Source organism: Roseococcus suduntuyensis (assembly GCF_014196305.1).
GTDB lineage: Bacteria > Pseudomonadota > Alphaproteobacteria > Acetobacterales > Acetobacteraceae > Roseococcus > Roseococcus suduntuyensis.
In genome coordinates, this window is the sequence record NZ_JACIDJ010000007.1 from 163,443 (window position 1) to 176,964 (window position 13,522).

At 69.8% G+C, this 13,522-nt stretch carries 11 protein-coding genes and 1 tRNA gene; 4 read left to right on the top strand and 8 right to left on the bottom strand.

Annotated elements, in window-relative coordinates:
* Positions 1-2: 2 nt before the first annotated feature.
* The 3 genes from GGQ83_RS17485 (at position 3) to GGQ83_RS17495 (ending at position 4,171) form a co-directional block, all read left to right on the top strand.
* The gene (locus tag GGQ83_RS17485) at positions 3-3,146 is read left to right on the top strand and encodes an efflux RND transporter permease subunit (protein ID WP_184386263.1); all 3,144 of its coding nucleotides are present in this window, start codon (positions 3-5) and stop codon (positions 3,144-3,146) included.
* Positions 3,143-3,811 carry a TetR/AcrR family transcriptional regulator gene (locus GGQ83_RS17490; protein WP_184386264.1) on the top strand — a complete coding sequence of 223 codons (669 nt, stop codon included), beginning with the start codon at positions 3,143-3,145 and terminating at the stop codon, positions 3,809-3,811. The genes GGQ83_RS17485 and GGQ83_RS17490 overlap by 4 nt, the downstream gene beginning before the upstream one ends.
* 102 nt (positions 3,812-3,913) lie before the next feature.
* Positions 3,914-4,171, top strand: a complete 258-nt coding sequence (locus GGQ83_RS17495) for a hypothetical protein (RefSeq protein ID WP_184386265.1) — start codon at positions 3,914-3,916, stop codon at positions 4,169-4,171.
* 109 nt (positions 4,172-4,280) lie between these two features.
* On the opposite strand, the gene GGQ83_RS17500 is transcribed toward GGQ83_RS17495, so the two are convergent.
* From GGQ83_RS17500 to GGQ83_RS17530, 7 genes are all read right to left on the bottom strand, one after another.
* Positions 4,281-4,667 carry a c-type cytochrome gene (locus GGQ83_RS17500; protein ID WP_184386266.1) on the bottom strand — a complete coding sequence of 129 codons (387 nt, stop codon included), beginning with the start codon at positions 4,665-4,667 and terminating at the stop codon, positions 4,281-4,283.
* A gap of 65 nt (positions 4,668-4,732) precedes the next feature.
* Positions 4,733-6,097: a molybdopterin-dependent oxidoreductase gene (locus GGQ83_RS17505; protein ID WP_242535194.1), complete on the bottom strand. Its 1,365-nt coding sequence runs from the start codon at positions 6,095-6,097 to the stop codon at positions 4,733-4,735.
* A gap of 179 nt (positions 6,098-6,276) precedes the next feature.
* Positions 6,277-7,614 carry a sigma-54-dependent transcriptional regulator gene (locus tag GGQ83_RS17510; protein WP_311728593.1) on the bottom strand — a complete coding sequence of 446 codons (1,338 nt, stop codon included), beginning with the start codon at positions 7,612-7,614 and terminating at the stop codon, positions 6,277-6,279.
* Positions 7,589-9,016 carry a sensor histidine kinase gene (locus GGQ83_RS17515; protein ID WP_184386268.1) on the bottom strand — a complete coding sequence of 476 codons (1,428 nt, stop codon included), beginning with the start codon at positions 9,014-9,016 and terminating at the stop codon, positions 7,589-7,591. Before GGQ83_RS17515 ends, GGQ83_RS17510 begins: the two co-directional genes overlap by 26 nt.
* Positions 9,016-9,852 (bottom strand): substrate-binding domain-containing protein, encoded by an 837-nt coding sequence (locus GGQ83_RS17520; protein WP_242535195.1) that lies wholly within the window; start codon positions 9,850-9,852, stop codon positions 9,016-9,018. The genes GGQ83_RS17515 and GGQ83_RS17520 overlap by 1 nt, the downstream gene beginning before the upstream one ends.
* 512 nt (positions 9,853-10,364) lie before the next feature.
* Positions 10,365-11,681 (bottom strand): FAD-dependent oxidoreductase, encoded by a 1,317-nt coding sequence (locus GGQ83_RS17525; protein WP_184386270.1) that lies wholly within the window; start codon positions 11,679-11,681, stop codon positions 10,365-10,367.
* A gap of 57 nt (positions 11,682-11,738) precedes the next feature.
* Positions 11,739-12,161, bottom strand: coding sequence for a PadR family transcriptional regulator (locus GGQ83_RS17530; RefSeq protein WP_242535196.1), 423 nt, complete (start codon positions 12,159-12,161; stop codon positions 11,739-11,741).
* 399 nt (positions 12,162-12,560) lie between these two features.
* Between GGQ83_RS17530 and GGQ83_RS17535 the strand changes: the two genes are divergently transcribed.
* Positions 12,561-13,166, top strand: a complete 606-nt coding sequence (locus GGQ83_RS17535) for a protein phosphatase CheZ (RefSeq protein WP_311728597.1) — start codon at positions 12,561-12,563, stop codon at positions 13,164-13,166.
* Between the two features lie 261 nt (positions 13,167-13,427).
* On the opposite strand, the gene GGQ83_RS17540 is transcribed toward GGQ83_RS17535, so the two are convergent.
* Positions 13,428-13,504: transfer RNA gene (locus tag GGQ83_RS17540), tRNA-Met, on the bottom strand.
* Positions 13,505-13,522 lie beyond the last annotated feature (18 nt).

The window sequence follows — 13,522 nt, forward strand, 5'->3', positions numbered from 1 at the left end:
GGGTGGCGCGCTTCTTCATAGACCGGCCCGTGTTCGCCTGGGTCATCGCCATCGGCATCATGCTCGCGGGGCTGCTCGCGCTCAGGAACATGGCGGTGGCGCAGTATCCGGCCATCGCGCCGCCGGCCATCACCATCAATGTGAGCTATCCCGGTGCCTCCGCCGAGACGGTGCAGACCACCGTGGTCCAGGTGATCGAGCAGCAGCTCAGCGGCATCGACAACCTGCTCTACTTCGCCTCCCAGGCCAGCAAGGACGGTTCGGCGCAGATCCAGCTGACCTTCGCGCCAGGCACCAATGCGGACACGGCGCAGGTGCAGGTGCAGAACCGCGTCCAGCTCGCCTCGCCGCGCCTGCCGCTGACGGTGCAGCAGCAGGGCATCCGCGTCGTGAAGTCCTCGGGGAACTTCCTCCTGATCGTGGGCTTCGTCTCGACCGACGGGCGCATGCAGCGCACCGACATCTCGGACTTCCTGGTGGCCAATGTGCAGGACGCCATCAGCCGCACGCCGGGCGTGGGCGACTACCAGGTGTTTGGCGCGCAATTCGCCATGCGGATCTGGCTCGACCCCGCGCGGCTCGTGAACTACGGCATGACGCCGGCCGATGTGGCGGCTGCGGTGCGCGCGCAGAACGTGCAGGTCTCGGGCGGCGAGATGGGCGCCCTGCCCGCCGTGCCCGGCCAGCAGCTGAATGCCACCGTCATCGGCCCCTCCTACCTGCAGACCGTGGAGGAGTTCGGCGCCATCCTGCTGCGCGTGCGCCCCGATGGCGCGCAGGTGCGGCTGCGCGATGTGGCGCGGGTCGAGATCGGCAGCGAGAACTACAATTTCAGCACCCTGCTGGACGGGCGGCCGGCCAGCGGCATCGGCATTCGGCTGGCCACCGGCGCCAATGCCCTCGATGCCGCGGCGGCCGTGCGCGCCACCGTGGACCGCCTGCGCCCCAGCATCCCGCAGGGGCTGGAGGTGGTCTACCTCCAGGACACGACGCCCTTCGTCCAGCGCTCCATCACCAGCGTGGTCATGACGCTGATCGAGGCCGTGGTGCTGGTCTTCCTGGTGATGTACCTGTTCCTGCAGAATTTCCGCGCCACCATCATCCCCACCATGGCCATCCCGGTGGTGCTGCTGGGGACCTTCGCGGTGCTGGACGTGCTGGGCTTCAGCATCAACACGCTCACCATGTTCGGCCTGGTGCTCGCCATCGGGCTGCTGGTGGATGACGCCATCGTGGTGGTCGAGAATGTCGAGCGCGTGATGGCGGAGGAACACCTGCCCCCGCTGGAGGCCACGCGCCGCTCCATGGACCAGATCACGGGCGCGCTGATCGGCATCGGCCTGGTGCTGTCGGCGGTGTTCCTGCCCATGGCCTTCTTCGGCGGGTCGGTGGGCGTGATCTACCGGCAGTTCTCCGTCACCATCGCCACCGCCATGTCGCTCTCTGTGCTGGTGGCCATCTTCTTCACGCCCGTGCTCTGCGTGGGGCTGCTGAAGCCGCACAAGCCGGGCCAGGGCACGCGCGGCGTCTGGGGCTGGTTCAACCGCGGCTTCGACCGCATGACGCGCGGCTATGTGGGCGGTGTAAGCGCGAGCCTGAAGCGCCCAGCGCGCATGCTGCTGATCTACGCGGTGCTGCTGGGCGCGCTTGGCTACGCCTTCCTGCGGATGCCCGGCGGCTTCCTGCCCAATGAGGACCAGGGCATCGCCTTCGCGCAGGTCATCGCCCCCTCGGGCGCCACCACCGACCGCACCCAGCGCGCGCTGGACGAACTCGGCCGCTACCTCCGCGAGGAAGAGAGCGGCGTGGTGGACAGCTTCTTCGGCATCAACGGCTTCAGCTACAGCGGGCGCGGACAGAATTCCGGCCTCGGCTTCATCAGCCTGCGCGACTGGGATTCGCGCCCCGGCCCACAGAACAGCGTGCAGGCGCTGACCGCGCGCATCAATGCCCGCTTCGCCACCTACCAGGACGCCATCATCGTCTCCTCCGCCCCGCCCGCGGTGCGGGAACTCGGCAATGCCCAGGGCTTCGCCTTCCAGCTGCTGGACCGTGGCGGCCAGGGACATGAGGCGCTGATGGCCGCGCGCGACCAGCTGCTGCGCCTGGCGGCCGCGAGCCCGGTGCTCTCCGGCGTCCGGGCCAACGGGCTGAACGACGAGGCGCAGTTCCGCATCGTGGTGGATTGGGAACGCGCCAGCGCGCTGGGCCTGTCCATCACGGAGGTGAACACCACGCTCTCCACCGCCTTCGGCGCCACCTATGTGAACGACTTCATGGACCGTGGGCGCATCAAGCGCGTCTACATGCAGGGACAGCCGGAATCGCGCATGGGGCCGGGTGATCTCGACCAATGGTTCGTGCGGAACGCGACAGGGCAGATGGTGCCCTTCTCCGCCTTCGGACGCAGCGAATGGGTTTATGGCTCACCGCGACTGGAGCGCTTCAATGGCGTCGCCTCGCGCGAGATCCAGGGTATTCCCGCCCCAGGCTTCACCACGGGCGACGCCATGGCGGAGATGGAGCGGCTGATGGCCCAGCTGCCGCCAGGCTTCGGCTTCGACTGGACCGGCATCTCCTTCCAGGAACGGCAATCCGCCGGGCAGGCACCGGCGCTCTACGCGCTGTCGCTGCTGGTGGTGTTCCTCTGCCTCGCCGCCCTCTACGAAAGCTGGTCCATCCCGACGGCGGTGATCCTCGCGGTGCCGCTCGGCGTGCTGGGCGCGGTGCTGGCCACGCTGCTGACCGGCAAGTCGAACGACGTGTATTTCCAGGTGGGGCTGCTCGCCACCATCGGGCTGACGGCGAAGAACGCCATCCTGATCGTGGAATTCGCGCGCGAGGGCTTCGACCGCGGACTCTCGCTTGCCGAGGCCGCGACCCAGGCCGCCCGGCAACGGCTGCGACCCATCATCATGACCTCGCTCGCCTTCAGCCTGGGCGTGGTGCCGCTGGCCATCGCCTCCGGCGCGGGTTCGGGCGCGCAGAACGCCATCGGCACCGGCGTCATCGGCGGGGTGATCGCGGGGACTGTGCTGGCGGTGCTCTTCGTGCCGGTCTTCTTCGTGCTGGTGCTGCGCCTGTTCCGCGCGCGCACGCGGGCCGTGGGCGTCCAGGCACCGGCGCTTGGGGAAGCGCCGCATTGACGGAAGCCCTGTTGGCTTGCGCCCCGCCCACGGAACGCCGCAAGCCCGGCCGCCGACCGATGCCCGAGGCCGAGCGCCGCGACCTGGTGCGCGACGCCGCCGCGACCGTCTTTCTGCGCGACGGATACGCCGCCGCCAGCATGGAGGAGGTCGCGCGCCTCGCGGGTATGTCGAAGCGCACCCTCTATCGCACCTTCCCGTCCAAGGCGGATTTGTTCGAGGACACGATAGGCTCCGTCCTCGCCCCGCTGCGGATCGACAGCGCGCTGGAAGAGGGGCCCGAATTGGGGGCGGCGCTGGAGGCCATCCTGGAAGCCACGGGGCTACACCTCCTGGCGCAGCGCCAGACCGCGCTGTTCCGTCTGGTTATCGCCGAGGGGCCGCGCTGCCCGGAGTTGGCTGAGCGCTGGCACCGCGCCCTTGTCAGCCGCGGCGCCAGTTCGCTCGAACGCCGCCTGGCCACCGAGATGCAGACTGCCCGGCTGCGGCTGACGGATGCCCGCCTGGCCGCGCGCATGCTCTACGGCATGGCGCTGGGTGCGGCGCAGATCCGCCTGCTGCTGGGGGTGGCGCCACCGCCCTGCGGGGTGGAATTGCGTGCCATGATCAAGGCCGCCGTTTCGGTCTTCCTGGATGGGGCGCGCGTGTCTCAGGCTCTGGACTGATTCCGCACCAGCAGATGATGACCGCTGCGATGGCGACGGCGGAAGCGAAGCTCCGAGCACGCGAGCCTGCGGGAAGCGGTGGCGCTGGGGAAAGATACCGAGGTGTTGGAGGTGCTGCGGACCTTGGACGATGCGATCCTGGTCTTCCCGGGGGGGAGGCGCGGCGAGGTGACGCTGAGCCTGCGGGGCAACCTGGCGGCGCTGCTGCACGGCACGCTGGCCGAGGAGGGCCAAGCCGGCACCAAGGCCCCGAACGCGAAAACGCCCGCGATCCTGTGGGATGGCAGGCGTTCTGGTGGGGTATTGAGAACGTTGGATTCGGGGAAAAGGTTCCGCTTATGGAGAACACGCCTCGCCTGACCGTAGGCGGCCTTGCCCCTTCCTCTACCATGCCTGACGCACTCGGTTCGCTTTGGCAAAAGCCGCACCGGGAGCGAAAGCATTTCCAAGCGACTGGCCAGTGCAACCCCTATCGGATGGGCACCGACGCCGCACTCCGCTGATCCAGCGTCCCGTCGCGCGGGATGGCCCCGTGGTTGGCCAGCATATACGCCGTGATGGCCCATTTCTGCTCATCGTTGAGCCGGTCGGGATCGTCGAAGGGCATCATCATCTGGTTGTACTCGAACAGGCCCAGCGCGGTGCTGAACTTCGTGATCTGCGTGCGCTCGCCCCAGATGGGCGTCTGGAAACCGGCGCCGCGCCGCCCATCCTCGCCATGACACATGGCGCAATTCTCGGCGTAGAGGCGCTGCCCCTCCGCGACCTGCGGCGAGAGCGAGGGTTGCCCGATGGCGGCGGTGGCGATGAGGGCGAGCCCGCCCAGGGCCGGCATCGCCAGCATGATGAAGCGCATGAAGACATCCAACTGCTGTGAAAGGAAAGTGGCCGGCGGCGGAGGGCCGCCGCCGGCCGGCAGGGTCAGGCGACCTCGACGCGGAACTTCGGAATGGCCCAATTCGCCATGCCGAGCGTGTTCAGCGGCACGGTCTCAGGCTGCACGGTGCCCGCATTGTCCGTGGTGCGCGTCTCGATGACATGCTGGCCCGCCGTCGCGTCCCAGGGCAGCGAGAAGCGCACCCAGGTGTATTTGCCGAGGTTGGGCTGGCGGATTTCCGCGCGCTGCCACTGGCCGCCATCAATCCGCACATCCACTTGGCGCACCCCGTTCTGTGGCGCCCAGGCATAGCCCGTCAGCTCCTGCCGCCCGGCCGAAAGCCGCGGCACCTGGCCGCGCTGCAGCGGGTAGTTGGCCGGCACGGAGGGTGACTTCTCCAGCACCAGCGGCACGGTGATGAAGGATTTCGGCGGCATCCAGGTCACCATGGGGCCCTGGATGTCCTCGGCACCCACGCCGATGAACTCGTCCTCCTGGCTGAACTCCGGCCGCTGGTAGCTCGGGCCGATATAGACTTCGCCGCGCGTGTTCAGGCGGCACCAGACGCGCCGGTCGGTGACGCGGATTTCGGTCAGCCACTTGATGGAGGCCGTCCCGCCCCAGCCCGGCACCACCATGCGCACCGGCGCGCCATGGTCGGGGATCAGCGGGTTGCCGTTCATGGCGAAGCACACGCCCATGTCGTGCTGCTGTGCCACCACGTCGCTGTAGGGCATGGGTCGGCCCATGTCGTTGCCATCCACGCCCGACCAGAACAGCACCGTGCGCGCGCCGGGCTTGATGCCGACGCGGGCGAAGATCTCGCTCATCGGCACGTATTGCCATTCGGCCTGGCCCACGGCGCCCAGCACCCAGTTGCCGCCCGCCACCTGCTGGCCCGTCAGCCCGTCCTGCTCCCAGAACAGGGTGCGGCCGTTGCCGTGGCATTCCATGGTGGCGATGATGGTGCGGCTGCGCATGCCGAGCAGGTCGTTGTAGGAAAGTTCCACCGGCCGCTCGACCGAGGTGCCGTGGATGCGGAGCTTCCAGTTCTCCTGCGCCAGCACGGGCCGCGTTTCGGCCGTCGGCGTCGGGTAGTGGTTGCGGACGTAGAACTCCTCGATCGGCGTCATGAAGGTCTTGTAGTCCCAGTAGTTCCCCGACCGCACCGTGGCGCCGATGTTCAGGACGCGGCTGTCATCCTTGATGATCGGCCGGCGCCGGGGTGCCGCGGGCGCCGTCTGGGCCGAGGCGGGAGAAGCGCCCGGCAGGGTCATCGCCGCGGCGCCGAAGGCGGCGGCGGAGACGAAGAGCGAACGGCGCTGCGTGTTGGTGCCATGGCGCAGCACCTCGGTGGCGAGCTTCTCCGCCTCCGCGCGCTGCCGCTGTTCCCGGGTTCCGTCGGACATGAACATTTCCTCCCTCTGGCGGCCGGGTGTCCGGCTTCGCCGCGGAGAGGTTGCAAGGCGGGTGCCAGGGCGCAGAGCTTGCCGTAATCCCACAAATCTCTGAAATTACTAACTTATCCTCTGGCGCCAGTCCAGCTTTCCGGACTCGCTGTCACCGGCTGTCCGGCCGGCCGGACTGCTCAACCCTCGCCGCGCAGCCCGAGCCGGCGAAGCTTCTCGAAGAGGGTGGAGCGCGAAACCTTCAACGCCTCCGCCGCGCGGGCCACATCACCTCCCGCAGCGGCAAGGGCGGCGGTGATCGCCCGCCGCTCGGCCGCGTCGCGCGCATCGGCCAGGCTGGACAGGGCGGCTTCCGTTCGCGGGGGCGCTCTTTCGGGAAAAAGGTCGGCTGCCGTGACCAGCTCGCCCTCGGCCAGGGCGGCGGCGCGCTCCACCCGGTTGCGCAGTTCCCGCACATTGCCCGGATGGTCGTGCGCCAGCAGCGCCTCCTCGGCCAGGGAGGTGAAGCCGCGCAGGGGGCGGGCGAAGCTGGCCGCGAATTCACCCAGGAAGCGGCGCGCCAGCGGCAGCACATCCTCCGGGCGGTCGCGCAGGGGCGGCATCGCCACGCGGATCACGGCCAGGCGAAAGAAGAGGTCCTCGCGGAACCGGCCCTCGGCCACCTGAGCGTCCAGATCGGCATTGGTCGCGGCCACGATGCGGGCGCGGAAGGGCAGGTCGCGCTCGCCGCCCAGGCGGCGGAACACGCGCTCCTGCAGCAGGCGCAGCAGCTTGGCCTGGAGCGGCGGCGAAAGCTCCGCCACCTCGTCGAGGAAGAGCGTCCCGGCCCCGGCCTGCTCCGCCAAGCCCGCATGGCGGGACGTGGCATGGGTAAAGGCGCCGCGCTCATGGCCGAAGATTTCGCTCTCCAGCAATTCGGCCGGCAGGGCGGCGCAATTGGTCGCAACGAAGGGCAGCCGGGCGCGCGGGCCTTCGGCGTGCAGCAGCCGCGCGGCCACCTCCTTGCCCGAGCCGCTGGGGCCGGTCAGCAGCACGGTGGAGTCGATGCTGGCCACCCGGCGCAGCACGCGCTCGACCGACTGGATCGCGGGCGCCTCGCCCAGGGCGAAGCCCTCGCTGCGCTGCCAGCGGGGCGCGATCAGCGCCTCCAGCCGGCGCAGCAGCGCCTCGATGTCGAAGGGCTTTGTCAGGTAGTCGGCGGCGCCCGCCTGCATGAGCCGCACCGCCTGGGCGATATCCCCATGGCCTGTCACGAAGAGCATGGGCGCGTCGCCGCCCGCCTGGACGAGGGCGCGGTGCACCTCCTCGCCATTCATGTCGGGCAGGCGGATGTCGCAGATGATGGCGTCCGGCGCCTGGCGCGAGAGGGCGCGGATGGCCTCGGCGCCGTTGCGGAACCAGCTGGTGCGATAGCCCTCCACGGCCAGCCAATCGGCGACGGACTGGCCCATGACGGGGTCGTCCTCGATCAGCGCCACCAGGGGCGCCACCTCAGGCGGCGAGGCGGGGAGTGCCACGTTCGGCATCGTGAATCCGGATGATGATGCGGGAGCCGGGCGGGCCCGCGATTTTCACACGTGCGCCCAATTCGCGCACAAGCCGCGCCACGGTCCAGAGGCCGAGGCCGCCCGCCTGGGGAACCTGCGCCGCCTGGCCGTCCAGCAGCAGCGCGCAGGCCTCGGCGGGCAAGCCGGGCCCCTCGTCCGCGACCTCCAGCGTCAGCGCGCCGGCCGCCACCGCGGCGCGCAGGGTGACGCGCCCGCCCGGGGGCGATGCGGCGCAGGCGTTCAGCAGCAGGTTCAGAGCCACCTGGCGCACCATCTGCGCGGGGGCGGGAAAGCCGCCATCCATCTCATGCCGCCAGTCGAGCACCAGCTCACGCCGCCGCGCCTCGCTTTCGATCAGCAGGCGCAAATCGTCGATGTCGGCGGCGGAGACGGGCCGCGCATCGGCCTCGCCGCGCCAGAGGATGAGCGAGGCGCGGACCACGTTGTGGATGCCGGTGAGGCCCCGTTCCAGCAGCGAGGCCGCGCGCTGCCGCCGCTGCGGGTCGTCGCCATGACGCTGGATCATCCGCACGGCGTTGAACAGGCCGCCCAGGGGGTTGTTCACCTCATGCGCCATGGCCGAGGCGTAGCGGCCCACCAGTGCGCGGCGCTCCTCCTCGGCGAGGCGGGTGAGCAGGGCCTCGCGCTCCGCGATGGCGGCGGCGGCGGCGTTGTAGCGGCGATAGGCGCGGCCCTCCTCCGTGTCTGCAGGGGGCATGTCGGCCTCGGCGATGGGCTGAAGGCGCCCTTCCGCCGCCTGGCCGAGGCGCTCGGACAGGCGCAGCACCGGGTGCAGCATGCGCCGCACCAGCAGCCAGCCCAGCAGGGCAAAGAGCAGCGTCAGCGCGGCGTTGACGCCCACCAGGGCCAGCAGCGTGGCCCGGCGTTCGGTGGCGAGGGACGTGACATCCACCTCGGCCGCGATGCGGCCCACGGCAACGCCGCCCTCGCTCACCGCGCGATGGATCCAGGCGGTGGCGGCGCTGGGTTCGAGGTGAAGGGGCGCGGGCTCCGCTTCGGGCGGCGCGGCCGCGCCGAGCGGATGGCGGAGCGGGTCAGAGGCCGCCAGCACGCTGCCATCCGGCAGCACCACCAGCACAAGCAGCGCCCCCACTGCCTGGTAGCGCGGGCGCGAACGGTCGAGCGCGTCGAAGGCCTCCCACGCGTCGCGCCGGATCATGGCGGGCAGCAGCGCGGTGGAGAGACCGTCGAGATAGGCGTCGCTCAGCTCCTCGAAATGGGTGGCCTGCACGGCTTCCAGCCGCACCAGCACAAGCTTCGAGATGGCACCGGCCACCCCCACCATCAGCAGCGTGATCAGGAGCGGCACGCGCAGCGCGAGCGGCCAGCGGCGCGGGGCCAGCGCGCGCATCACCCCGCGGCCCGTGCGCGGTGGCTCAAGGCCGCGATGCCGTCGAACAGGGCGGGCGAGCCCGGCACGAAGCCGTCGAGGCGCAAGGTGGCCAGGATGGCGCGCCCGTCTTCCGTGCCGGGCATGGTGAGAAGGGCGTGGCGGAGCGTCTCGCGCAGCGCCGGGTCCGCCCCGCGCGCGGTGGCGAAGGGAGGGAAGCCCATGGGGTCCGAGGCATGGACGATGCGCGTGGCGCCGACCAGCGCGGGCTCCAGCTCCGCCATCACATCCCAGACATAGCCATCCACTGAGCCCGATTGCGCGAGCCCTGCCGCGACGGCGCGAATGACGTTGCGGTGGCCATGGGTGAAGAGGCTGCGCGCGAAGAAGGCGCCGGGCGTCGTGCCCGCATCTGCCAGCATCGCGCTGGTGACGAGGAAGCCTGAATTGCTGTCAGGGTCGGAGAAGGCGTGGATGTCGCCGCGCAACTCGGCCAGCGTGGCGGCCGCGCGGTTGGCCCTTGTGATGACATAGGAGCGGTAGAGCGGCGCGCCGCGATAGAGCGGCACGGCGAGGATGTCGAGCGCATCGCGGTGCTGGATGAAGGGGTAGCCGCAGATCCAGGCGGCATCGAGTTGACCCGCGACGAGCAGCGAGGTGACCTCGCGGTAGGTGCGGCGCTTGACCACTTGCACCGGCCGGCCGAGGCGCGCCGTGAGATGCCCCTCGATCTGGCGCACCAGCACGATGTCGGAGTCGAGGAAGACCGGCGTGAGCCCCAGCGTCACGATCGGCGTCGCCCGGGCCACTGGCGCGGCCAGCCCCGCGATGCCGAGCGCAAGCAGCGTGCGGCGCAATGGCTTCGGCGGAGCTTGGGGCCGCGCGGTGGGCATTTGTGGTTGCTGTCCTCCGTCATCCGCCTCGGCGGATGACGAGGGAGCATCGCCGGAGCGACTACGCGGCGTCAATTCGCAGCGAAAGCGCCGAGGGCGGCCATGGTGAAGGGCTTCCCCCGCCAGTTCACCGACGAGGCCCTTCGGCCGTTCGTGCTCGCGCCGCAGGTTGGAGAAGTCCACCGACACCATCATCGGATAGATCATCCGCCAGATCAGCACCGCGACCAGGAAGTTGATCGAGCCCTATTCGAACCCGGCGAACACGCGGAAAGCCCCCGGGAACAGACTGCCCAGCGCGAAGCTCGCCGCAATGCACAGGACGATCCAGAGGGAGAGATAGCGTTCGAAGGAAGACACAACGGCCAGGAGGTCAGGATTGGCAGGCGATCCGTGGATGAACGACGCCTCTCCATGAGTGGGGTTCACCATGCCGCTTTCGGCCTGGTGAACCAAGGCCGCGCGAGGCGGCAGTTTCAGCCGCAGCAGCCGCGCGGCGCGGGGGCGGTCGTCGCACCGCATTCGCCACGGGCGGGCGCGCGGTCCGTGGCGCAGACGCCAGTCTCGGGCAACACCAGTTCCACGCGCCGGGCAGCGACGGTGTCGCCGGCCAGGTGGGCGGCGATGGAGCGGACCTGCTCATGGCCCGTCGCCAGCAGGAAGGTGGGCGCGCGGCCATAGCTCTTCATGCCGGCGATGTAGAAGCCTGCCTCCGGGTGGCGCAGCTCGGCCTCGCCATGGGGGCGGACCGTGCCGCAGGAGTGCAGGTTGGGATCGATCAGCGGCGCCAGCGCCGGCGTGGCCTCCACCGCTGGGTCCAGCGCCAAGCGGATCTCGCGCAGGAACCCGAGGTCGGGGCGGAAGCCGGTGGCGACGATCATGCGGTCAGCGCGAATGGTCACCGCGCGCGCCTCCTGCCGGCCGGTGATGGCAAGCGCGCCATCGGCCTCATCGATCCGGTCGATGAGGAAGGGTGCCAGGGCGGTGACGGCCCCCTCTTCCACCAGCGCCTGTGCCCTTGCGCCGAGTGCGCCGCGCTGGGCCAGGCCGTCACGCGCGCCGCCACCAAAGTTGATGGCGCCCAGCGGGCGGCGAAAGGCCCAGAGGATGCGCGTACCGGCTGCGGTCTTGGCAAGCTCCGCCAGATCCAGCACCGCGTTCATCGCCGAATGCCCGGCGCCGACGACGAGGGTCTCCCGCCCGGCATAGGCGGCACGCGCCTCGCCGAGGATGTCGGGAATGCCATAGGTGATGCGCGCCGTGTGCTGGGTCTCGCCGGGGGTGGGCAGGCCGTGGCTACCAGCGGGGTTGGGCGTGTGCCAGGTGCCGGAGCAGTCGATCACGGCATGGGCCTCAATGGCCTCGATCCCTTGTTCCGTCTGGACGTGCAGGATGAAGGGCGTGGCGTCGCGCGCGGCTCCGTCGCGCAGGCGACCGAAGTCACGCCGCGCGACGCCCACGACCTTCGCTCCGGTGCGAATGCGGCCGCGCAGCGCCGCCGTGGCGGAGAGAGGGAGAAGGTAGCGGGCCAGAAGTTCCTGGCCGGTCGGAAACTGCGCGGGGTCGGGGGAGGACCAGCCCTCGGCCTCTAGGAGCGCGCGGGCGGCGGCATCGGTGTTGAACCCCCAGGGCGAGAACATCCGGACATGGCCCCAGGCGCGAACAGCGTGCCCGACCTCGGGGCCCGCCTCCAGGACGACTGGCTTCAGGCCGCGCGCGAGAAGCTGGGCAGCCGCGGCGAGTCCGATGGGGCCGGCGCCGATGATCGCGATAGGCAAGGTGTGGGACTGCATGACATGATCCTTTATGCATTGATCATCAATGTATTTCGACAAAAGGATGTCGCGTGGCTATGCGTTGGCATTGTCCCGCCGAGCGCGCGCCTGGTCCGCCGCCGCGAATGCCCGGCCCGTGTCCTGCAAGGCCTCGGTGGCCTCCATCCAGGCGTCCAACGCGACGCGGAAAGCGGTGCGACCGGCATCCGTCAGAGCGTAGACGCGACGCTGCCGGCCGCTCACGACTTCCTCCGTTGCGGTCACGAAGCCGCCGGCTTCAAAGTCGCGGAGCACCGGGTAGATGGTGCCCTCCGTGGGAGAGCAGCAGCCCTTGGTGGTGCGCTCGACGAGGCGCGCGATGTCGTAGCCGTGCATCGGTCCGTCATGCAGGACACGCAGGATAAAGAATTTGCTGAGGCCCATCTTGATCGTGCCGGCCCAGTAACCGCGGGAGGCGTAGTCGACGCGAGGGGCCGGGAGGGAGGAGGCGGGCTGCATGTCCCGACAATGCACCCTGCACCCCGATACATCAAGGGGTGATGTATGAGATCAGAGCCAGGTCGAGTTACTGGGCTGATCAGTCTGCGTGCTGCCTCATTGTTCTCGTCCCATCCAAGGGCGTCCGGTCTGATGGCCGCGCCAGCTCGCCGAGGCTGTCCGGGGCGGTGATGGTGGAGGCGGAGAAGGGCCTGCTGGCGGCGATGCCGGCCGGCCGCGGCATTGCGGCGGCGCGTGGTGAGGCCGACCTGATCCCAGGGCGGCCGACCTTACAGCACGGCACCCCGGAAACCCATTATTCACCCGTTTCTGCGACACTGCCATTTCCCCGCGAGGCGACTTGTTGCGCGGCACAAATGACCCGGCCTCGGGCCGCCACGGAGATGATGCGCGATGTCAGTGACGACCGATTCGACCGAGCAACTGCGCGACGCCGTGCGGGCGGAACTGCACCCGGCTTTGGCTGACCTGCACCGCTTCGTGGACCGGCGCATCGCGGAGTTGAGCGCGGAGCTGCATGCCAGCGTCGAAATCGCCGACATGGGCGAGGAGCAAATGAAATCCGCACTGGCGCGCATCCACGACCAGATCGGACAGCTCGTCGCCGTGCCGGCGGCCGCCACGCGCAATAGCGGGCTGGAGCTGGAAGCGGTGGTGCAGGCCACCGAAGCCGCCGCCAACACCATCATGGAGGCGGCGGAGGCAATCCAGGCCTGGGTGGCCAGCGGCGCGCAGGACAAGGATGCGGTGGCCGCCATCGCCGCCCGCGTGAGTTCGATCTTCGAGGCCTGCACCTTCCAGGATGTGACCGGCCAACGCATCCGGCGCGCGATACAGCACCTCCAGCAGGTCGAGAACATGCTGGAGACGATGATCCCGGCGGGCAGCCGCCCCGAGGGGCCGCGCGAACAGGTTGAGGTGAAGACCGCCATGCGCACCGTGGAGTCCCCGGCAGGCGGGGATATCGACCAGGCCGCGATCGACGCCCTGCTCAACGACTTCTGAGCGACCCCACCGGAAGCCCCGGCGCCGCAAGGCGGAAACCGACGCTGCTGCCGCCGGAGGTGGTCACCGCCACATGGCGGGGCCAAGCCCGCACGCCTGGCCGGGTTGCAGGAGGCGTTTCGGGCGCTGGTGTCGCGTGTGGAGGTCCATGCGGACCGGATCGAGCTTGTGGGCGAGCAGAGGGCTGGCGGCTGGGTCCAGAACGCCGAAAGCCCCTCTGGCATGGGCCGGAGGGGCTTTCGGTTCTGTGTTCGGTCAAAGTGGATGCGGGGACAGGATTTGAACCTGTGACCTTCAGGTTATGAGCCTGACGAGCTACCGGGCTGCTCCACCCCGCGTGGGTGTGATGTAGGGAT

Coding starts and splice junctions, on each gene's coding strand:
- GGQ83_RS17500 (WP_184386266.1), bottom strand. CDS start 4,667: ATGCGCTTCATCATGCTGGCGATGCCGGCCCTGGGCGGGCTCGCCCTC.
- GGQ83_RS17505 (WP_242535194.1), bottom strand. CDS start 6,097: ATGTCCGACGGAACCCGGGAACAGCGGCAGCGCGCGGAGGCGGAGAAG.
- GGQ83_RS17515 (WP_184386268.1), bottom strand. CDS start 9,016: ATGCGCGCGCTGGCCCCGCGCCGCTGGCCGCTCGCGCTGCGCGTGCCG.
- GGQ83_RS17525 (WP_184386270.1), bottom strand. CDS start 11,681: ATGCAGTCCCACACCTTGCCTATCGCGATCATCGGCGCCGGCCCCATC.
- GGQ83_RS17530 (WP_242535196.1), bottom strand. CDS start 12,161: ATGCAGCCCGCCTCCTCCCTCCCGGCCCCTCGCGTCGACTACGCCTCC.